20 protein-coding genes and 1 other RNA gene are annotated in these 19858 nt (G+C 65.7%); 13 read left to right on the forward strand and 8 right to left on the reverse strand.

The window, feature by feature from the left end; all coding sequences use genetic code 11:
• Positions 1 to 280 precede the first annotated feature (280 nt).
• Together CQW49_RS14320 and ahcY are read left to right on the forward strand one after the other, a co-directional pair.
• A complete protein-coding gene (locus tag CQW49_RS14320) occupies positions 281 to 1099 on the forward strand; it encodes an NYN domain-containing protein (RefSeq protein ID WP_003611909.1) in 819 nt (272 codons plus the stop codon).
• A gap of 238 nt (positions 1100 to 1337) precedes the next feature.
• Positions 1338 to 2744, forward strand: coding sequence for an adenosylhomocysteinase (gene ahcY / locus CQW49_RS14325; RefSeq protein WP_003611907.1), 1407 nt, complete (start codon positions 1338 to 1340; stop codon positions 2742 to 2744).
• Between the two features lie 103 nt (positions 2745 to 2847).
• Here ahcY and CQW49_RS14330 read toward each other — a convergent pair whose 3' ends face one another.
• Complete coding sequence (locus CQW49_RS14330) at positions 2848 to 3261, reverse strand: REP-associated tyrosine transposase (RefSeq protein WP_157926085.1); 414 nt, start codon at positions 3259 to 3261, stop codon at positions 2848 to 2850.
• Positions 3262 to 3933: 672 nt separating this feature from the next.
• Between CQW49_RS14330 and CQW49_RS14340 the strand changes: the two genes are divergently transcribed.
• The 10 genes from CQW49_RS14340 to CQW49_RS14385 all read left to right on the forward strand — a co-directional run bounded on the left by CQW49_RS14340 (position 3934) and on the right by CQW49_RS14385 (position 12432).
• Positions 3934 to 6480, forward strand: coding sequence for a sensor histidine kinase (locus tag CQW49_RS14340; protein ID WP_003611902.1), 2547 nt, complete (start codon positions 3934 to 3936; stop codon positions 6478 to 6480).
• A complete protein-coding gene (locus tag CQW49_RS14345) occupies positions 6477 to 8006 on the forward strand; it encodes a bifunctional tRNA (adenosine(37)-N6)-threonylcarbamoyltransferase complex ATPase subunit type 1 TsaE/phosphotransferase (RefSeq protein WP_003611900.1) in 1530 nt (509 codons plus the stop codon). The genes CQW49_RS14340 and CQW49_RS14345 overlap by 4 nt, the downstream gene beginning before the upstream one ends.
• A complete protein-coding gene (locus CQW49_RS14350) occupies positions 7972 to 8709 on the forward strand; it encodes a nucleotidyltransferase family protein (protein ID WP_003611898.1) in 738 nt (245 codons plus the stop codon). Before CQW49_RS14345 ends, CQW49_RS14350 begins: the two co-directional genes overlap by 35 nt.
• A gap of 262 nt (positions 8710 to 8971) precedes the next feature.
• Positions 8972 to 9655 carry a 50S ribosomal protein L25/general stress protein Ctc gene (locus CQW49_RS14355; protein WP_003611896.1) on the forward strand — a complete coding sequence of 228 codons (684 nt, stop codon included), beginning with the start codon at positions 8972 to 8974 and terminating at the stop codon, positions 9653 to 9655.
• Between the two features lie 196 nt (positions 9656 to 9851).
• Positions 9852 to 10457, forward strand: coding sequence for an aminoacyl-tRNA hydrolase (gene pth, locus CQW49_RS14360; protein WP_003611895.1), 606 nt, complete (start codon positions 9852 to 9854; stop codon positions 10455 to 10457).
• Positions 10454 to 10705 (forward strand): hypothetical protein, encoded by a 252-nt coding sequence (locus tag CQW49_RS14365; RefSeq protein ID WP_003611894.1) that lies wholly within the window; start codon positions 10454 to 10456, stop codon positions 10703 to 10705. The genes pth and CQW49_RS14365 overlap by 4 nt, the downstream gene beginning before the upstream one ends.
• A gap of 120 nt (positions 10706 to 10825) precedes the next feature.
• Complete coding sequence (locus tag CQW49_RS14370) at positions 10826 to 11149, forward strand: ComEA family DNA-binding protein (protein WP_003611892.1); 324 nt, start codon at positions 10826 to 10828, stop codon at positions 11147 to 11149.
• A 112-nt stretch (positions 11150 to 11261) separates the two neighbouring features.
• Positions 11262 to 11639: a transfer-messenger RNA gene (gene ssrA, locus CQW49_RS14375) on the forward strand.
• A gap of 49 nt (positions 11640 to 11688) precedes the next feature.
• Complete coding sequence (locus CQW49_RS14380; RefSeq protein ID WP_003611891.1) at positions 11689 to 12222, forward strand: SspB family protein; 534 nt, start codon at positions 11689 to 11691, stop codon at positions 12220 to 12222.
• A 6-nt stretch (positions 12223 to 12228) separates the two neighbouring features.
• Positions 12229 to 12432, forward strand: coding sequence for a DUF4169 family protein (locus tag CQW49_RS14385; protein WP_003611889.1), 204 nt, complete (start codon positions 12229 to 12231; stop codon positions 12430 to 12432).
• Between the two features lie 10 nt (positions 12433 to 12442).
• Here the strand turns inward: CQW49_RS14385 and CQW49_RS14390 are convergent, their stop codons facing one another.
• Positions 12443 to 13504: a DGQHR domain-containing protein gene (locus CQW49_RS14390; RefSeq protein ID WP_003611888.1), complete on the reverse strand. Its 1062-nt coding sequence runs from the start codon at positions 13502 to 13504 to the stop codon at positions 12443 to 12445.
• Positions 13505 to 13695: 191 nt separating this feature from the next.
• Positions 13696 to 14532 carry an OmpW/AlkL family protein gene (locus tag CQW49_RS14395; RefSeq protein ID WP_003611886.1) on the reverse strand — a complete coding sequence of 279 codons (837 nt, stop codon included), beginning with the start codon at positions 14530 to 14532 and terminating at the stop codon, positions 13696 to 13698.
• A 447-nt stretch (positions 14533 to 14979) separates the two neighbouring features.
• Here CQW49_RS14395 and CQW49_RS14400 point away from each other — a divergent pair, with 447 nt between their 5' ends.
• On the forward strand, positions 14980 to 15615 hold the full coding sequence (locus CQW49_RS14400; protein ID WP_003611885.1) for an HdeD family acid-resistance protein: 636 nt from the start codon (positions 14980 to 14982) through the stop codon (positions 15613 to 15615).
• Positions 15616 to 15647: 32 nt separating this feature from the next.
• Here the strand turns inward: CQW49_RS14400 and CQW49_RS14405 are convergent, their stop codons facing one another.
• The 5 genes from CQW49_RS14405 to CQW49_RS14425 all read right to left on the reverse strand — a co-directional run bounded on the left by CQW49_RS14405 (position 15648) and on the right by CQW49_RS14425 (position 19769).
• Positions 15648 to 16952: a glycosyltransferase gene (locus CQW49_RS14405; RefSeq protein WP_003611884.1), complete on the reverse strand. Its 1305-nt coding sequence runs from the start codon at positions 16950 to 16952 to the stop codon at positions 15648 to 15650.
• A gap of 11 nt (positions 16953 to 16963) precedes the next feature.
• Complete coding sequence (locus tag CQW49_RS14410) at positions 16964 to 17554, reverse strand: TetR/AcrR family transcriptional regulator (protein ID WP_040566432.1); 591 nt, start codon at positions 17552 to 17554, stop codon at positions 16964 to 16966.
• A 221-nt stretch (positions 17555 to 17775) separates the two neighbouring features.
• The gene (locus tag CQW49_RS14415) at positions 17776 to 18324 is read right to left on the reverse strand and encodes a PQQ-dependent catabolism-associated CXXCW motif protein (protein WP_003611881.1); all 549 of its coding nucleotides are present in this window, start codon (positions 18322 to 18324) and stop codon (positions 17776 to 17778) included.
• Positions 18321 to 19202 (reverse strand): substrate-binding domain-containing protein, encoded by an 882-nt coding sequence (locus tag CQW49_RS14420; RefSeq protein WP_003611880.1) that lies wholly within the window; start codon positions 19200 to 19202, stop codon positions 18321 to 18323. Before CQW49_RS14420 ends, CQW49_RS14415 begins: the two co-directional genes overlap by 4 nt.
• 45 nt (positions 19203 to 19247) lie before the next feature.
• Positions 19248 to 19769 carry a c-type cytochrome, methanol metabolism-related gene (locus CQW49_RS14425; protein WP_003611879.1) on the reverse strand — a complete coding sequence of 174 codons (522 nt, stop codon included), beginning with the start codon at positions 19767 to 19769 and terminating at the stop codon, positions 19248 to 19250.
• Between the last annotated feature and the right edge of the window lie 89 nt (positions 19770 to 19858).

The following is a 19858-nucleotide window of genomic DNA, read 5'->3' on the forward strand; positions in this document are numbered from 1 at the left end:
GCGAGGGTTGCAAGGGGCGGACACGACGACGCCGCAGCTGATTGATGTTGACGGAAGTCCGCGGACTTGCTGAATTCGAGCGCAAGCTGCTCCGCTCCCGCACCGGCCGAGGGACGCTCCCGCGCCAGGGAGCGTGACGTCCACATGGGGAGGCCCGTTTGCCCTCGCCTTTCCGGTAGGCGACGCAAGCCGACCTCGCGTGATGGTTGAATGCGAGCAGGAGAAGGATTTCGAGGCTATCCGCGTGAAACTGTAGTCCACAAGTCTATGAGGCGTTGTGATGGTAATGCCAAGCACAATAAACATCAGATATATGTTTATTGACGGAGAATGCCTAAATCGTATCGTTAGTAAAATAGGCGATACGTACTTTTCTGGCGCAAGGCCGCCTCTTGATTGGCGGCGTTTGGGCGACTCTTGTCGTAAGATTTTTTATTACGATGCCATTCCCGTTCCAAAAGCCGGAGAGGACGAGGCAATATTTAACGCGCGAGCGGTACCAAAGAATTCGGAATTATCTGAAATTGACAGGCAACCAAGATATCACGTTCGTACTGGTGAAGCTCGACATCGCCGCAAGCGAGGTAATGAGCAAAAGATGGTGGATGTTCAGCTCGCGGTTGACGCTCTTTCGATGGCAAGCCGCGGGCTATTTACATCGTGTACGCTCATAACTGGAGACCTCGATTTCAAGCCGTTAGTTAGCGCTCTTGTCGATATGGGAGTGGATGTTACTCTCTTATTTCCTGATGACGAGACCAATGATGACTTGAAGGCTGCTGCTGACCAATCTGATGCTCTCACCATTGCTACTTTGCAGAGCTGGATTAGTGATGCCTTTTTACAAAAACACCAGCTTCCAAATTCGAGGTTCGATTTCGCTGATAATGTCCCGACAAATTTGACCCGACTAGCAGCATGGCCTGATGAAAGATATGGGGACTGTCTGGTCGTAACTGACGCAAACTATTTTAGGTTGATTACGGAACGTTGCCCGCAAAATCCGGGCACGCATCGGCTTGAAATAACCAACTCAAGCGCTACCGTTTTACGTGCGTACGCTAAAGACGTTTTCAACATAGTTGCTCCAGAATGGTAGTTTTGCAAAAGTAAAGCTTTTGCTGGTTTTCCAGACCGAGTCGGCCTCGTGCGACCACAATAACGGATAGCGGAGGACGACGCCGGTCGTGAAGCCGCGGCGGGGCCACCCGCCCCTCCTCATCCGCCCACATAAAGACTTGTTTATATCTTTATTGCATCCCTTCGCCCGTCTTGCTATAGGCGGCGGCAGCACCAGCGCTCGCCGCCCGCGCGAGGCAACGCCAGAAGGGAGCGTCATGACCACGCATTTCAACGATTATGTCGTCGCCGACATCGGCCTCGCCGCATGGGGCCGCAAGGAGCTCGATATCGCCGAGACCGAGATGCCCGGCCTGATGGCGACGCGCGCCGAATATGGCCCGTCGCAGCCGCTGAAGGGCGCGCGCGTCGCCGGCTCTCTGCATATGACCATCCAGACCGCCGTGCTGATCGAGACGCTGAAGGCGCTCGGCGCGGATGTGCGCTGGGCGTCCTGCAATATTTATTCGACGCAGGATCACGCCGCCGCCGCCATCGCTGCCGCCGGCACGCCGGTCTTCGCCATCAAGGGCGAGAGCCTCGAGGATTATTGGGACTACACCCATCGCATCTTCGAATGGGGCGACGGCGGCACGCCCAACATGATTCTCGACGACGGCGGCGACGCGACCCTCCTCATCCACCTCGGCCTGCGCGCCGAGAATGGCGACACCGCCTTCCTCGACAAGGCGACCAATGAGGAGGAGGAAGTCCTCTTCGCCGCGATCAAGAAGCGCCTGAAGGCCAATCCGGGCTTCTACAAGCGCAACGCCGAGGCCATCAAGGGCGTGACCGAGGAGACCACAACCGGCGTGCATCGTCTCTATGTGATGCACAAGGAAGGCAAGCTGCTGTGGCCGGCGATCAACGTCAATGATTCGGTCACCAAGTCGAAGTTCGACAATCTCTACGGCTGCCGCGAATCGCTGGTCGACGGCATCCGCCGCGCCACCGATGTGATGATGGCCGGCAAGGTCGCCTGCATCGCCGGCTATGGCGATGTGGGCAAGGGCTCCGCCGCCTCGCTGCGCAACGCCGGCTGCCGCGTGCTCGTCACCGAGATCGATCCGATCTGCGCGCTGCAGGCGGCGATGGAAGGCTATGAGGTCACGACGATGGAAGACGCCGCGACGCGCGCGGACATCTTCTGCACCGCGACCGGCAATGTCGACGTCATCACCACCGAGCACATGCGCGCCATGAAGGACCGCGCCATCGTCTGCAACATCGGCCATTTCGACAGCGAGATTCAGGTCGCCGGCCTGCGCAATCTCAAATGGCACAATGTGAAGCCGCAGGTCGACGAGGTCGAGTTCGCCGACGGCAAGCGCATCATCCTGCTCGCCGAAGGCCGCCTCGTGAATCTCGGCTGCGCAACCGGCCATCCGTCCTTCGTGATGTCCGCGTCCTTCACCAATCAGACGCTGGCGCAGATCGAGCTGTGGACCAAGCAGGGCGAATATCCGGTGGGCGTCTACACGCTGCCCAAGCATCTCGACGAGAAGGTCGCCTCGCTGCATCTCGCCAAGATCGGCGTGAAGCTGACCAAGATGACGGAGCAGCAGTCCGCCTATCTCAACGTGCCGCAGAACGGCCCGTTCAAGCCGGAGCATTATCGGTATTGACGATGCGGCCCCGCTTCTTTCGGAAGCGGGGCTTTTCGCAGGCAAGTGGACCGCGAGCCTCCAGGCTCGCATCGCCGCGCAACTCGTTCACGCTCGCGCCGCCCTATCCTCGACTCTGCGCGGCGGAGGACCACGGCCAGTCTTCCGGCCGCGACACGAGTCCGGCGACGACCGGATTGTTCTCGATATAGCCGACCGTGCTTTCGAAATCGCGCGCGCTGCGCATATAGCGGTCGAAATAATCTCGCGCCCAGAAAGCTCCCGCATCGCCATCGGCCCGAACGATGCGGCGCGCGGTGAAGATCTTCCAGCTTTTGACGACGTCGCCGAGACGCGTGCCCTCTCGAAACGTCGCCAGCGCATGCACGTGGTTGGGCATGACACACCACGCGTGCAGGTCATACCGCTCGCCGTCGAAGGCGCGTAGCGACGCCGACACGAGATGCGCATTGTCGGGCTGCAGAAGAGGCGCGCCATCGTCAGCGCTGCTGTCGAGCCACTCTTCGAATCGGCGCATCCGTTCCGCATCGTTCGAGCAAGTCGAGACGAATTTGGGCAGAGGGCCAGCCACCCGAAAAACAACATGCTGCGCGCGCTCCGGCGTCTCGAAATGGGGAAGATAGCCGCGACAATGCCATCCCCTCGGCGATCTCCGCGTCGTCATGGCCGCGCGCTCCGATGAACCGGGAATATGAGCCTTTATCCGCAATCAGGCTGATTTGTTCGAGATCTTTGCGAGCCTGGAGGCTCGCGGTCCGTGCCGTCTAGCCGGCCCAGCAGTAGACATCTCGAAACAGACGGCGATCGCGCGAAGATGGGAGAGGCCGACGATTTCCTCGTGCGTCAGAGGATTGCCCTCGATCACCTGCATATGCAGCATCTCGAGGCGACGCTCGCGCGTCTGTTCGATCTTCGTGCTCATGCCAGAGGGATACCATGATCGGCGAGACCGGTATATGAAGCGGGCGCGGCCCTTGCGCCGCGGCGAAATTTTTTCGCCTGGCGACGCCGACGCCAGTTCGGCGAAACCCTTACGTGAGAATGCTCCCGGTCGCGTCGCGCGTTTCCCTTTCCATCAACGCGTCATAGATTGGTGACGATTCGGGAGGGCGCGTCGCTCGGGCGCGCGAACGGCTTGCGGCGTTTGTTTGCGATGAGCCTTTGCAATCGAACGTGGAGACCGGTTCGCATGCACGACAGGACGGCCTTCGGGCCGAAAGCGCAGCCGCCCGCCGAGCGCCGGCGGAGCCGCCGAGCGGGCGCGCTTCGGCGATCGGCGGCCTTGGCGCTGGCCGGCGGAATGCTGCTGGCGCGCCCCGCGCGCGCGCAGGCGCTGGCGGGATTGCTGGCGGCCGGCGACAGCGGCGAGTTCGCCAATCTCGCGCTCAGCCTCGGACTTGTTTTGTTCTCTAGCGTCGTCGCCCTCGCGCATCTGACGGAGCGAAAGCGATGGAGCCGCGGGCAGGCGCGGCTGGCCGCGGAGCTGGAGGCCGCGCGCAGCAAGCTCGACCGCGCCGAGACCTTCTTGGCGAGCGAGCCGCAGCTGCTCGTCTCCTGGGACGGCGCCGCCAGCGAGCCGGATGTGGAGAACAGCCTCGGCGACGCCGCCTTCGCGCGCCGCCCGCTCGCCTTCGGCACCTGGCTGACGATGAAGGACGCGCGCGAGCTCGAGGAGAGGATCGGCTGGCTGCGCCAGAGCGGCGAAGGCTTCCGCCTCGCCGTCGCCAGTCCGCAAGGGAGGCGCTTCGAGGCCGAAGGCCGCGCCGTCGCCGGCCGCGCCGTGCTGCGCATTCGCGAGGTCTCGGGCGATCGGCTGGAGCTGCTGTCGCTGCGCGAGCGCCATGCGCGCTGCGTCGCCGAGGCGGAAGGGCTGCACGCCATGCTGGAGGCGCTGCCGACGCCGGTGTGGATGCGCTCCGCCGACGGTCGCCTCTCCTTCGTCAACGCCGCTTACGCCGCCGCCGTGGAGGCGGAGAGCCCGGCCGACGCGCTGCGCCGTCAGATCGAGCTCATCGACCATCAGGCGCGGGCCGAGGCCACGGTCGCGCGCACGCGCGACGAGGTGTTTCGCGCGCGCGTCACCGCTGTCGTCGCGGGCGAGCGGCACGGGCTCGATGTCGTCGAGGCGCCTTTTCACGGCGCCTCCGCCGCGCTCGCGCTCGACCGCCACGAGATCGACGCCATGCGCTCCGATCTCGAGCAGCAGATGCAGGCGCATGCGCGCACGATGGATCAGCTGCCGATCGCCGTGGCCATTTTCGACCGGCGCAAGCGGCTCGTCTATCGCAACGCCGCCTATGAGCGGCTGTGGCCGCCGCTCGACCGCGCCTTTCTCGATCAGGGCCCGAGCGACAGCCAGATTCTCGACCGTCTGCGCGCCGAGCAGCGGCTGCCGGTGGAGACCGACTACAAGGCCTGGAAATCGCGCCTGCTCGAAGCCTATCGCTCCTCCGAGGAGCATCACGAGCACATTTGGCACATGCCCGACGGGCGCACGCTGCGCGTCGTCGTCAATGTCAATCCGCAGGGCGGCGTCACTTATCTCTATGACGATGTGAGCGAGCGCTATTTCCTCGAGACGCGTTTCCATGCGCTCGACCGCATGCAGAACGAGACGCTGGAGAATCTGCGCGAGGGCGTCGCCGTGTTCGGCGCCGACGGGCGCCTGCGTTTCTGCAATCCCGCCTTCGTCGCTCTGTGGCGGCTCGACAAGCACGCGCTCGACGAGAAGCCGCGCTTCGACGCCGTCGCCGGCCTCTGCGCCAAGCTGCATGCGAATGAGGACACCTGGAGCGAATTGCGCGGCTTCGTCACCGGCCTGCAGGAAATGCGCAAGGGCTTCACCCGCCGCATCGCGCGCTCGGACGGCAGCGTGCTCGACTGCACGGCGCAGACGCTTCCCGAGGGCGCGGCGCTGCTCACTTTCGTCGATGTGACGGCGGGCGTGAATGTCGAGCGCGCGCTCACCGAGCGCAACGAGGCCTTGATTGCGGCGGAGAAGATCCGCAACGACTTCGTCCATCACGTCTCCTATGAGCTGCGCTCGCCGCTCAACAACATCATCGGCTTCAGCCATCTGCTCGGCGAGAAATCGACCGGCGAGCTCAACGCCAAGCAGCTCGAATATCTGAGCTATGTCGGCAAATCATCGGCGGCGCTGCTCGCCATCATCAACGACATTCTCGATCTCGCGACGATCGACAGCGACGCCATGGCGCTCGAGCTCGGCGACGTCGATGTCGAGGATGCGATGCGCGCGGCGGCCGAGGGCGTGCAGGACCGGCTCGCCGAGAATACGATCGAGCTCAAGATCGTCGCCACCGGCGACGTCGGCTGCTTCCGCGGCGACGCCAAGCGCATCAGGCAGATTCTCTTCAATCTGCTCTCCAACGCCATCGGCTTTTCACGGCCGGGACAAACCATTACCCTCGCCGCGCTGCGCCGCGAGGGCGAGATCGTGCTCAAGGTCGCCGATCGCGGGCGCGGCATCGCGCCGGAGGCTCTGGAAAAAGTGTTCGATCGATTTGAGTCCCATACGGCGGGCTCGCGCCATCGCGGGGTCGGCCTCGGCCTCTCGATCGTGCGCGCCTTCACCGAGCTGCACGGCGGCCGCGTGCTGATCGATTCGGCTCTCGGCGAGGGAACCACGGTCACCTGCATCTTTCCGACCGACGAGGGCTCCGACCAGAGCGCCGCGACGCCGGACGAGACGCGCGAGCGAGGACGCGCCTCATGAGCGACGCCGCCGAATGGATCATCGACGTCGCCGACGAGGCGCAGACGGCGGCTCTGGCGCGTCGTCTCGCGCCGATCATTCGCGACGGCGTGCGCCTCGTGACGCTCTCGGGCGATCTCGGCGCCGGCAAGACGAGCTTCGCCCGCGCGCTCATCCGCATTCTCGCCGATGATCCGACGCTGGAGACGCCGAGCCCGACCTTCACCTTGATGCAGACCTATGAAGGCGAGGACTATCGGCTGCTGCATGCCGACCTCTATCGCATTTCCGGCGAGGCGGAGCTCGAGGCGCTCGGCTTCGAGGAGGCGAGCGAGGACGCCATCGTGCTCGTCGAATGGCCCGAGCGCGCGCCCACATTCTTCTCGGGAGACCGGCTCGCCGTCGATCTGTCTTTCGTCTCGCCGGACGCGCCCGACGCGCGCCGCATCGCCATCGTCGCGCATGGCGCTTTCGCCGGCCGCTTCGCCGCGTTCAAATCGCTGGAGACCTTTCTCGCCGGCGCCGGCTGGAGCGACGCCGAACGCGCCTTTCTGCAGGGCGACGCCTCCTCGCGCGTCTATGAGACCTTGCGCAGGCCCGGCGGCGAGCGCGCCATCTTGATGATCTCGCCGGCCAAGCCCGACGGGCCGCCGATCCGCTATGGCAAATCCTATAGCGCGATCGCCAAGCTCGCCGAGACGGTGAAGCCCTTCGTCGCCATGGCCGAGGCCTTGCGCGCGCAAAAAATCTCCGCGCCGGAGATCTATGCTTTCGATCTGAAGGCCGGATTCGTTCTGCTCGAGGATCTCGGAAGAGACGGCGTCCTCGCCGCCGGCGCGCCCATCGGCGAGCGCTATGTCGAGGCCGTCGCCGTGCTCGCCGCGCTGCATTCGCGCGATCTTCCCGACGTGCTGCCGCTTCCCGGCGGCGGCTCCTATCGCCTGCCCTCCTACGATCTCGACGCGCTGCTGATCGAGATCGAGCTGCTGGTCGAATGGTATGCGAGCCGCCTCGGCGGGCCGACCCTCTCCTCCGGCTCCAAGGCGACCTTCGTCAATCTCTGGCGGCAGTCGCTGATCGAGATCGTGATGGCGGCGCCGACCTGGACCTTGCGCGACTATCACTCGCCCAATCTCATCTGGCTCGCGGATCGCGCGGGGCTGGCGCGCGTCGGCGTCATCGACTTTCAGGATGCGGTGCTGGGCCATCCGGCCTATGACGTCGCCTCGCTGGCGCAGGACGCGCGCGTCGACGTTCCCGAGGAGCTGGAGATGCGGCTGCTCGGCCATTATGCGCGGCTGCGGCGCGAGGCCGATCCCGGCTTCGACATGGCGGCTTTCGCGCGCGCCTACGCCATTCTCGGCGCGCAGCGGGCGACGAAGATTCTGGGCATTTTCGCGCGGCTCGACCAGCGCGACCACAAGCCGCAATATCTCGCCCATCTTCCCCGCGTCGAAACCTATCTGCGCAAGGGCCTGCGCCATCCCGCGCTCGCCGATCTCGAGGCCTGGTATGTCGCTCATCTCCCCGCGCTGTTTCGTTCCTGATACGGCGATGGTGTTCGCCGCCGGGCGCGGGACGCGCATGCGGCCGCTGACCGACAGCGTTCCCAAGCCGCTCGTCGAGGTCGCCGGCCGCAGCCTTCTCGATCGTTCGCTCGACGCTTTCGCCGCAGCCGGCGTCGCCACGGCGATCGTCAATGTGCATCACCTCGCCGACCAGATCGAGGATCGTCTGCAGGGCCGAACGGAGCCGCGCATCGTGATCTCGAACGAGCGCGAGCTGCTGCTCGATCAGGGCGGCGGGATCAAGAAGGTCCTGCCCCTCATCGGAGAAAAGCCCTTCTTCATCTGCAACACAGACGCCTTCTGGATCGGCGCGCGCGCCGATAATCTCCTTCGCCTCGCCGAGCTCTGGGACGGCGACAGAATGGACGTCGCGCTCCTGCTCGCGCCGCGCGTGGGCAGCGTCGGCGTCGACTGGGCCGGCGATTTTCATCGCGACGCCGATGGGCGGTTGACGAAGCGCGGCGCCGGAGAGACGGCCGATTACGTCTATGCGGGAGTGGGCGTCGTGAAGCCGCAGCTCTTCGCCGATGTGTCGGACGAGGTGTTTCCGCTCGCGCCGTTTTTCTTCCGCGCCGCCGCACAGGGCCGCCTCTATGGCGCGCCGCTCGACGGCAGATGGCTGCATGTCGGAACGATGGCGGCGATCGAGGAGGCGGAGCGGGCGGTGGCGGAGCTCGTGTGAAACCGCTTTGGTTCCACCAGCGGCGCCCGTCATTGCGAGCCGAAGGCGAAGCAATCCTGCAGCCGCGGGGCGAAAACCTTCCAAGACTCGCCCGACGGCTCTCGATTGCTTCGTTTCACTCGCAATGAGGGCGGCCCAGGCGTCGCGAGACCACTCCCCCGCCTTGCCACCGTCCCGCGCCTTGCCTATAAGCTGCGCCGCGCGCCTGCTTTCCGACACCCCTGGAGGCGATGGGCGCGTTTTTCTTTGAAAGGACACCGAAATGGCCGAGGTCAAGAAACTCGCGGCCGCGGTGCGCAGCGGGACAGGCAAGGGGGCCGCCCGCAGCGTTCGCCGTGAGGGCCGTATTCCAGGAGTGATCTATGGCGGCGGCGACGCGCCGACGCCGCTGTCGCTCGATCAGAAGGAGCTGACCAAGCTCATCTACGCCGGTCACTTCCTCACGACGATCTTCGAGCTCGACATCGACGGCAAGACCGAGCGCGCCATTCCGCGCGACTATCAGCTCGATGTCGTCAAGGACACGCCGCTGCATGTCGACTTCCTGCGCCTGCGCGCCGGCTCGCGCCTGCGCATCGACGTGCCGGTGCATTTCATCAATCACGAGGCGTCGCCCGGCCTGAAGCGCGGCGGCTCGCTCAACGTCGTCTATCATTCGGTGGAGATGTGGGTGCCGGCGGATAATATTCCGGACGGCATCACCGGCGATCTGACCGGGCTCGAGTTCAACGACGCTCTGCATATCTCGGCCTTCACCCTGCCGCCGAATTGCAAGCCGACCAATCCGGACAAGAACTTCACCGTGGTCTCGATCACGCCGCCGCTGGTCGTGGAAGAGGCTGCCGCCGCGGCGCCCGCCGCCGGCAAGGGCGGCAAGGGCGGCAAGGCGGCTCCGGCTGCGAAGGCGGCTCCGGCCGCCAAGGCCCCGGCCCCGAAGAAGAAATAATGAAATCGGCAGTCGGCGATCGGCATCGGGCAGTCGGGCTCGACCCGCCGCCGACTGCCTATCGCCGCTGCCGACGGGGCAAAAAGAGCGAGCCTGAAGGCTCGCGGTCCAAGCGCGGTCACTGGACCGCGAGCCTTCAGGCTCGCTCTCTGAACCCAGCGAATTCGATGCAGCGGACCACGAGGAGCCCAAGGCCATGCTGCTGCTCGTCGGCCTCGGCAATCCGGGCCGCGCCTATGCGAAGAACCGGCACAATATCGGCTTCATGGCCGTCGAGGCCATCGCCGACGCGCATGGCTTCTCGCCGCCGCGCACGCGCTTCCAGGGCCTCGTCCGCGAGGGGACCATTGCCGGCGAACGCGTGCTGGCGCTGCTGCCGCAGACCTATATGAACGAGTCGGGCCGCGCTGTCGGCGAGGCGCTGCGCTTTCACAAAATGACGATAGGCGATGTGGTCGTGCTCCATGACGAGCTCGATCTGCCGCCGGCCAAATGCCGCGTGAAGACGGGCGGCGGCGCCGCCGGCCACAATGGGCTACGCTCGATCGGCGCCCATATCGGCGCCGAGTTCAAGCGCCTGCGCCTCGGCATCGGCCATCCGGGCGACAAGGCGCTCGTCCATTCCTATGTGCTCAATGATTTCGCCAAGAGCGAGGAGCCCTGGGTCCGCGCGCTCTGCGACGCGCTCGCGGACAATGCGGCTCTGATCGCCAAGCGCGACGACGCCGGGCTGCAGAACAAGATTCATCTCGCCATGGACGCGGCCGGCTTCAGCGCGCAAAAGCGCGTCGGCGAGGCATGAGGCCCGCGGCGCTTCTCGCGCTGATCTCGGCGCTGCTGATCGCGCCCGCGCGCGGCGAGGATGCGCCGTCGCAAGAGCAGCCGGTGCAAGAGAAGCCGACGCAGGCCTATGGCGAAGACCACCCGTCCTGCCTCGAATGGACCGACGGCTGCCTCGTTTGCGCGCGGCAGGACGACGGCGCCGCCGCCTGCTCCATGGTGGGCGCCGCCTGTCTGCCCGCAGCAGTCTCCTGCCTTCAGACCAAATGACGCGCGGCCCGCGCCGATGAATTGCGGCTGAACGTCGCATTCAAAGCCGGTTCAAGCGGCGCGCAGCATGATGCGTCTCGTCGATCGGGAGATCGTCCCGATCAGAGGAGCCAAGTCATCATGAAGCCGAACGCTATTCTCGCCATCGCCATGTTCGTCGCCGCCGCCCCGGCTCTGGCCGAGACCGCGACCCCGCCCGCAGCCAAGAGCGCCAATCCGCTGGTCGCGCCGGCGCCGGCCAAGCATGACGCGGCCGTCACGCTGGACATCAACAAGGCGTCGGTGGAGCAGCTCGCCGCGACCCACGGGCTGGACCGCAAGCTCGCCGAGGCGATCGTCAAAGGCCGCCCCTATAAGGCGCCGACGGAGCTGGTGAAGCACAAGATCCTGTCCGACGCGCAATTCGCTCTGGTGAAGGACGCGCTCGTCGTCGAGCGGAACTGACGGCGGCTCGGCTTCGGCCGGACAAGGGGGCGCCCGCCGGGCTTCGGCGGGCGCTTCGCCGCGCGCTGTCGCCGACGAAAATAGGGGAGGACCGGAAGGCTTTGTTCGTCAGCCCCTTTCCGAGCGGCCCATGGATGCGTATATTGTCCATTGCCGTCGTTCGCGGCGGCTATGGCGATAAACGAGCATCGGAATAAGCCTATCGGACCCGGGGGCGGTACCCGGCGCCTCCACCCGAGGCCGTGACCTGCAGAATGCAGTGTGCGCGATGCGGCCTGGGGCGGGGGCGAAATAGGATCGACGAGGGTGTAAAGGGTGTTTTTTCGCTCGGCATGATACCGCCGTTATCGGGTCAATCCTATAGTTGCCAACGACAACTATGCTCCGGTGGCCGTCGCCGCGTAATGCGGTGAAGGTACTGGGTTCAAAGCCCTAGGGGGTTGCACCTCTAGGCGGGGCTCGGAGGCGCCTGGCAACAGAAGCCTCCACTTCCTCACTGGCTGGGCTGCGCCCAATAGAGGATTTCGGCTCGGGTCCACATGTCCACCGACCTCATAAGATATGATCTTCTCCTGCAGGATGCGTTGCGCGGCGTGATGCGCAAGGTCCTGGCCGACGCCGCTCTCGCCGGACGTCTGCCGGGCGACCATCATTTCACCATCAGCTTCCGCACGCGGGCGCCGGGCGTCAAAATCTCGAGCCGTCTGGCCGAGCAATGGCCGCATGAGATGACGATCATCCTGCAGCACCAATATTCCAATCTCGTCGTCGACGAGCGTGGCTTCTCGGTGTGCCTCTCCTTCCGCAGCATTCCCGAGCAGCTCTATGTCCCCTTCGAGGCGGTGACCGTCTTCTCCGATCCGTCGGTGGAGTTCGGGTTGAAATGGGAGGTCGAGGAAGCGTCCTCCTCCGCCCCGCGCGACGAGACGCCCGCGCCCTTCCCGACGCGCCCGCCCGGCGTTGCGGCGGTTCCGTCGGCGCCCAAACCGGCCAAGGCCGCCGAGCGCGCTGCGCCCGAGGGCGAGGAGGAGGCGAAGATCGTCTCCATCGACGCCTTCCGCAAGAAAACTTGAGGGCGCATGGGCGAGATCGTCAATCTACGACGCGCCCGCAAGGACCAGGCGCGCCGGCTGCGCGAGGCCGAGGCGTCCGCCAATCGGCTCGCCTTCGGCCGCGCCAAGAGCGAGCGCGACCTCGCCGCCGCCACTGCGGAGCTCGAGCAGAAGCGGCACGACGCGCATCGTCTCGCCGGTGGTGGCGAGGCGCCGGAGGAGCGAGACTGACGCGAGCCGCTCAGGCGAACAGCCATTGCTTGAGCGAGAAGCCCGAGCTCAACGTCTTGCGATAAGATTCATAGAGCGCGAGATGTCCGGTCGAGGGCCGCGGCAGCTCGTTCTTCTTCAGCCGGCGGAAGAACGGCCCCAGCACTTCCTCGAAATTCTGCAGCGTATATTTGCCGCCATGGCGGTCGGCGACGCGCTCGGCGACATTGGCGAACAGCAGGATCAGCGCCTTGAACAGCGCCGGATTGACGATATTGTCGGCGACGCCGTGGAGCGCCAGCCCGTTGACGCAGGCCTGCAGATAGGTGTTGAGCACGCGATAGACGTCGGCGGCGTCGGCGTCGACAAAGGCTCCGTCGATCGATTTCAGCGCAGAATTGAAGGTCACGCGCGAGATCTTGCCCTTGCGGCGCTCCGACGGGCTCAGCAGGCCGGCGAGGACGCTGTCCGCCTCATTGGCGAAACGATCGAACACATTGTGCAGCAGCGCCTCGGACTCGGACTCGGTCTCCGAGAGGCGGCGGATGTCGAGCAGCAGCTCCGGCGGCACCGGCCGCTGCTTGGTGTTGATGTCCATGAACAGCTGGCATTCCTGCGCGCGCGTCAGCCGATTATAGACGACGACCGGCACCTCGACGCTTTTTTGCGCCAGATTGAAGCCGAAGACGCGATGCTGTCCGTCGATGATGAGGAAGGAGCGCTTGTGCCTGCGGAAGCTCAGCTCGCCCTGGCGCTTGTCGAAGCGCAGCTCGGCGCGCGGCTGGGCGGAGAGGATGACCGCGCTCGGCACGCTGCCGAAGCCGCTGTCGACATAATCGGCGATCTCGCGCGCCCGCTTCTTGTCGAGAAGGCGCTGGAAGCCATCGAGAGGATTCTCGAGCCGCGCCTCGACGGCGCAGGTCGCGGCGAGCACGCGGCTCGGCAGCACGAGCGAATAGAAGCGTCGCTTGCCCTGCGTGACCTGCAAGGCGGGGGCGGAGACGAAGCCGCGTGGGCTCGGCGCCTCGTCCGCGACGGGGACCGGCTCCTCGGCGGCGTCGACCGTGAAAGCGCCGTCGCTCGAATGTTCCATGTTCTGATCCTTCGAAGGTCCGAGGGTCGCACGCCCGCGACGATGGGAACGAACCGAATCGAACACGTACTATCGAAAGATTAACGCCGCCCTGCGGCGCGGAACAAGTCGCGATGTCTTCGCGGAAGAAACCAAAAGAAAACCGGCCGTGAAGGGCCGGTTTTCGAAATCGAGCGGCTCGTCTTCCCGCCTCAGTATTTGGCGAGAACCGGCGGCACGAGGCCGGCCCCGAAGCGGAAGGTCAGACCGACGCTGGCGATCCAGGGATCGATATTCACCTTGGCGTCGATCGGAACATAGATGGCGGTGCCCGGCACATTGATCACGCCATGCGCATTCGGCTCCATGAGAATGCGCTTGAGATCGACGTTGAAGCCGAAATTCTCCGTGAACATGTAGTCGAAGCCGACCTGGCCGACCACGCCCCAGGAAGGAGTAATGCTGAGCGAGGTGAAGGTGGCGGGGAGGACGCCGGCGCTCGGCGTGTTCAGCCACCAGAGATTATTGCCGGCTTCGGAGAAGTAGGCGGTGTAGTTCACGCCGACGCCGACATAGGGCTGAAAGGCCCCGAAATTGGTGAAGTGATACTGCAGGATCAGCGACGGCGGGAACACCCAGGTCCGTGCCAAGCTCGCGCCGTACAGCGTGCCCGTGCCCTGGACATGCTGGCGCGAGATGCAGCAGATCGCCTCGATGGCGATGTTCTTGGTGAGATAATAGCTGACGTCGAGCTCGGGGACCACCGACCAGGAGATGCTGGTCGTGGCGCCCGGAACGACGCTGCCCGCCCCGGCGCTGAGGCCGACCGACGGCAGAACGAGACCCAGCCTGTCATAAACGGTCGCGCCGCCGCTGTCCGGCACGATGGCCGAGGCGCGCACGCGGATCTGGAAGGGCTGATAGGTGTCGAAGGCCGGCGGAGGCGGCGGCGGCGGCTCCTTGAGAGCCCCGAGATCGGCGGCGTAGGCCGCCGCGCCCATGGCGCCCGACATCAGTGCGGCGAGCGCGCCGCGCAACAGTGCTCTCATCAGGGTCCCCCGTCGATTGTTCTGGGATGCGACGCGTCGCGATCCGAGTCGGATGCCGTATGCCCGAGTCGGACGTCAAATTGCCTCGAATCGACGAAAGAAGATTTGATCTAGGTCAAAAACTCGTCCTTTCACTGTTCTTTCTTTGCAGCTGTGTCACTTCGGCAACAGGGCTGCGAAAATGTCTCGAGGCAAACAGCCGGGGAAAACTGGGCCTTTGCAATGTGCTGCGACAAAACACCGACATTCGCCCTCCGATTCGGACGAAAATGGCCGGCGCGGGCCGGCGGCGCGGCGCAGTGACGCAGACCGCGTCCTTCGCATCGAGGGCGGCCCGCACACCGTGTTTTTTCACGTCGGCCCACTGAAAACTGACGGATGTCATGGCGCGTCCCGGCGTCTCGGCTTTTCATCGACCCTCCCCGAGTTTTTCCGCGGAGACGACGCATGAGCACGAGCAGCGCTTTCGACCAGCCGTTCCCCGGCGGACCGTTCGGCATGGACCGGCTGACCGCCAAGAACGCCACTCTCGCCCGCAACTGGTGGGCGGTCGCCCTGCGCGGGCTGGCGGCGATCATCTTCGGCCTCATCGCTCTCTTCATGCCCGGCGTCACCATTCTCTCGCTGGTGCTGGTGTTCGCGGCCTTCGCCTTCGTCGACGGCGTCGCCACCATCGTCTCGGCGGCGCGCGCGGCGAGGCGTGGCGAGGCCTGGCTCTTCATCTTCCTCGCCGGCCTCGTGAAGATCGCCGCCGGCCTGTTTGCGGCCTTCTGGCCCGGCATCACGGCCTTCGTCTTCGTGCTGCTGTTCGGCGTGGAGGAGATCATCGCCGGCGGCTTGTTCCTCGGCTCGGCCTTCGACCTCAAAGAGGATCACGGCCGCTGGCTGCTCGCGCTCACCGGCATTCTCTCCATCGTGTTCGGCCTGTTCGTGGCGCTGTCGCCGGTGATCGGCGCGGTGGTGCTGGCCTGGTGGATCGGCGCCTACGCCATCGCGATCGGCATCGTCGAGCTGATGCTGGCGTTCCGGCTGCGCTCCCGACACGTCGAGGGCCGGCCGCTCACGCCGCCGCGCGGGGCGTGAGCGATCGTTCCAGTCCACTGCCGCGTGGGCTTCTACATGCCGACGGCGTGGCGAAGAAAGGGGGCGCGGATCAGCCCCTCGATCTCGTCGGCGCAGCGCTCGGCGCCGCCGCCCTCCGCCGCGATCGTCTGTGCGAACCTCTTCGCGTTGCGGACGAAATGCGGTTCTTCGACGAGCCGTCGAAGCGCGCGCGCGATCTCCTCGGCGGAGGCGGTCGGCGGCAGGCGCAGCCCCAGGCGGTGATAGTCGACGCGCGCGGCGTTGTCGTTCTGGTCGCGGCCCATAGGCAGGACGAGAACCGGGACGCCGGCGGCGAGCGCGCGCAGCGTCGTGCCATGCCCGCCATGGGTGACGACGCAGGCCGCGTGAGGAAGTATGTCGTCATGCGAGGCGCCGTCCCGAATCTCGACATTGGGAGGCGCCGTCATTTCGTGACCGGCTAGCGCCTTGCCGAGCGTCACGATCCCGCGCATGGACAGAGTCGCCAGCGCGTCGAGCGTCGCTTCGAGCGCCGCCTCCTGCTTTTGATAAGTGGTGCTGAAGGAGACGAGCGCGAGCGGACGGTCGCCCGGCGCGACCGGGGTCGAGCGCGAAACCCAGCTCGGCTGCTCGAGGATCGGCCCGACATAGCGGACATGATCCGGCAGGCGCGAGACCGGAAAATCGAAGGCGCCCGAGGTGGCGAGGAGCAGGCGGTCGGCTCGGAACTGGTCGAGCGTTCGCGGCAGCGGCGAAAGGCCGAAGCGGGCGCGCGCCGCATTGATCTGCGGCAGGAAGCCGTCGAACATCTGCTCGACCATCGCGCCTGCTTCCCGGTCGCGCTGGCGCTCCGCCTCATTGGTCGCCGGCGTGAAGCCGGGGCCGAAAGGCGGATGTCCCGGCTGCGGGACGATGCTGACATTGGGCGAGAGCAGCGCCAGCGGCAGGCCGAGCGCCTCCGCCGCAATCATGCCGCCGAACAGCAGATCGGCGCCGATGACGAGGTCCGTCGGCTCCTCTCGCGCGGCGTCGACCACATCCATGGCGTAGAGCTCGGCCGGCCCGAGGAAGATCGTCCGCGCCCAGGCGCGGACGCCCGCCAGAGCGTCAGGCTGCTCCCATTCGCGCACGAAGCAGCTCGAGGCCGAGCGGTCCGGCCGGTTCGGCGCGCGCCGCCAGGCTTGGGCGCGCGCGCCGGCGCCGCGGGCCTCGGCCAAGAGGCAGTCGTCGCCGATGAAGCGCAGATCATGGCCACGCGCGGCGAGCGCGCGAATGACGGCGAGGATCGGCGGCACATTGCCGCCTCCCTCCCATCCGAGCACGAGAATGCGGGCCTTGGGGAAATCGTCATTGCGCATGGGAAGTCCTGTCAAACGAGAAGCTTCGAAATCATCGCGGTGAGCAGTCGTTCGGTCTCGGGGACGTCATGCCCTTGAGTGCGGCGCAGCAGCAGCCAGCTCCAGACGTCGGTGGCGATCAGCAGCTGCGCGAGCCGGTCGCGGCGCTCCGCCTCTCCGAACGCATCGAGGCGCGCGCCGAAGGTGCTCTCGACCCAGCGCCTATGACCTCTGCGGCCGGTCTCGAGCATCGGCTCGACCTCCTCGAGCCGGCCCTCGAGCGCGAGAAAGCGGAGCACCATCGCGCCATTGCGCTCATAATCGGCGACGAGGACGGCGACGGCGTCGCGGATATCGCCGGTGGGCGCGATCGAGCGCTTGGCTTCGATCTCTCCGCTTATGCTGGTGGTGAAGGCGGAGAGGAGGCCGGTCTTGCCGCCGAAACGGCGGATGACGGTCTGTCGCGTGGTCTTGGCCTTGGCGGCGACATCGTCGAGCGAGATCTCGTCATACCATCGCTCATGCAGCAAATTGCGAAACGCGCGCAGGATCGCCTGCGCCATGTCTTGCGACGCGGCGGCGCGGGCCGTCTGGCGATAGGGGCGTCGTCTCGGGATATTCATGTAACTGTATGTAATGCTAATAGCGCGCATGGTCAAGCCTTTGATACGGGCGCGCAAAAGCGAAGCCGGCAAGGCGGCGGCCGTCAGAAAATATCGAGCCGAGCGAAGCAAGCCGGAGCGGCGAGGCGGCCCCTTAATATGCATCCAGGGACCCGTCCAGAAGAGCGACCCTTCGGGCGCGCTCTCCAATCAATTTGGACTGCATCGCATCGGCGAAGGCGTCAATCCCCTCGCGACTCGGGCGCGCGCGGCTCCAGCGGATGTCCCGCCTTTTCCCAGCCGTCCGCGCCCTCCGGATACCAGCCGACATTGGCGTAGCCGAGCGTGAGGGCGCGCTTGGCGGCGTTCCAGGACATCCAGCAATCGGCGAGGCAATAAAAGACGATCAGCCGGCTCTTGTCGCCAGCGGTCACACGCGCGAGCCCGGCGAGAAAATAGCGCAACGTCGCATCGGACAGGGCGCCGAAGCCGGTGTCCGGCAGCCAGACGCTGCCCGGAATGTCGAAGCGCGGCTTATCGCGCCACACCGCGTCCTTCGGCAGCCCCGCGGGCCTCGGCGCGCGCGGCAGCACATCGACGAAGGCGGCGGTCTTGTCGCGCCACAGCGCCAGCGCCTCGTCGGTGGAGAGCACGCGCGCTCCTCGAAGCGTCGCGGGAACGGGAGCGCGATAATCGTCGAGACGATAGCCGGGCGGCTCGGCCGGCGTCTGCGCGGCCGCGGTCGCCGCGAAGACGAGCACGAGAGCGGCGGCGACGGCCCCGAGCTTCATGGCTCGACGGCGATCGGCGCGCCGGCCTCGTCGATGAGCGGCACGCCATAGTCGGCGAGCATCCTGTCGATCTCGCGCTGATTCTGCGCGATGAGCCGATTGAGCTCGCGCTTCCATTCCTGATCGGAATGACGCACGCCCATGCCGATGCGAAAGCTCATGCGCGCCCCCGGCTCCTGCGTCAGCAGCGTCTCGACGAGCCGACCATTGGATCGCTTGACATGATAGCCCGCGATCGGCCCCCAGAGAATAGCGACGTCGATGGCGCCGGCCTCGAGATCGTGGATCATATCGGCGCCGGGCGCGTCGACGCGTGTGTCGACCACCAGCGGATAGGGCTTGACCGCGGCGAGCAGGCCGAGGCGCGCCAGCACATTGCCCGGCGGCGTGTTGGCGACGAGGCCGATGTGGCGGCCCTTCTGCGCGAGGCGGGGATCGGCCAGCGTCTTCAGACCGTCGAGATCGGCGCCGGCGCGCGTGACGATCGCATAGGAGGTCCGATAATAGGGATTGGTGGGCTGGACGACATCGTCGCCCTGCGGCATCCCCATCACCACGTCGCAAAGATGCGCGTTCAACGTGTTGCGGATGAAGCCGGTCGCGCCGGGATAATAGACATAAGCGAGATCCTTGCCGAGCTTGCCGGCGAGGAATTGCGCCAATTTGTTCTCGAAGCCTTCGCCGGCGCGATTGGAGAAGGGCAGATTATTGGGGTCGGCGCAGACGCGCAGCACCTTGGGGTCGATCAGCTCGATCGCGCCCTTCGCGTCGCTCGCGCCGGGACGCCCGAACGGCTCGGGCGCCTGCGCCTTCGCGGTCGCCGTCGCGAGCAGGCCCGCGACGGCGACCAGGGAGAAAGCGATCTCACGCATCGTCATAAGCGAATCTCCGGCCCATGCCGCCGCCGGCCGTCCGCCCTCGGCTCAATTGCCGCTCATGCACTTCGCTTCGGCCTCGGTGAAGGTCGCGGGCTTGGCCGCTTTCTTCTCCGGACGGCCACGGCCGACCGCCTCGGTCGAGCGGGCGCGCAGATAGATATAGAGGTCGTCGATGTAGCACATGGCGTTCTTGTTGTCGGCGAAGGCGGGCATCACGCTGTCATTGCCGGCCACCTTGTTCTCGCGGCCGCTGACGACGATGCCGTAGAACTCGGCGTAATTGAAGTTCTTGACCGAATTCTTCAGCGCCGGCGCATAGGTCGAGCCTTCGGCGTTGGGGCCGTGGCAGACGTGGCATTCGGCATGATAACGGCGATAGCCGGAGAAGGTGTACCAATCGACCGTGCCGTCGTCCTGGACCTTGTAGGTCGGGTCGCCGTTCTTGTCGAAAAATTTGCCGTCCACTTCCTTGACCGCGGTCGGGTCTCCCGGCGGCTCGGCCCGCGCGGCAGTTCCAACGCTGATGCAGACGCTCAGGGCGAGGGCCCCGACGAGCGGCAGTCTCATTACCTCATCCTCCCGATGATTCTTCTACACAGACACGGGCGCCCGGCGACGCGCCGAGAGGCGTTTCGCCGAGCGCCAGAACGTTTTGC

Origin of the sequence: Methylosinus trichosporium OB3b (assembly GCF_002752655.1) — a bacterium.
In the GTDB taxonomy this organism is placed as follows: Bacteria; Pseudomonadota; Alphaproteobacteria; order Rhizobiales; family Beijerinckiaceae; genus Methylosinus; species Methylosinus trichosporium.